This window comes from Rhodococcus sp. EPR-157, from assembly GCF_001647195.1.
Lineage (GTDB): Bacteria > Actinomycetota > Actinomycetes > Mycobacteriales > Mycobacteriaceae > Rhodococcoides.
The window spans coordinates 1-261 of sequence record NZ_LVCV01000179.1 but is presented as its reverse complement, the minus strand read 5'-3'; the positions used below and the strand labels follow the sequence as shown (position 1 = coordinate 261).

The following is a 261-nucleotide window of genomic DNA, read 5'->3' as shown; positions in this document are numbered from 1 at the left end:
GAAGAGCGGGTCGGCCGTACTCCGGTCGCCGCTCCGGCTGACATCGACGCCGCTGCGACCGCAGCGCGTACGGCCTTCGACTCGGGTCCATGGGCCCGCACCTCACCCACCGAACGAGCACAGGTTCTTGCCCGCGCCGCCAAATTGATCGAAGCGCGTAGCGCCGAGTTGACCGCGGTGATCTCCGACGAGATGGGCGCCCCCTATTCGATGGTGGGGATGCTCCAGCAGACTCCCGCGCTTGCAGTACTCAACTACTAC

Annotated in this window: 1 protein-coding gene; it reads left to right on the top strand. The window is 66.3% G+C overall.

What is annotated here, in order from left to right:
- Nucleotides 1-261, top strand: a 261-nt coding sequence (locus A2J03_RS08105; RefSeq protein ID WP_156520265.1) for an aldehyde dehydrogenase family protein, incomplete at both ends; no start/stop codon positions are given.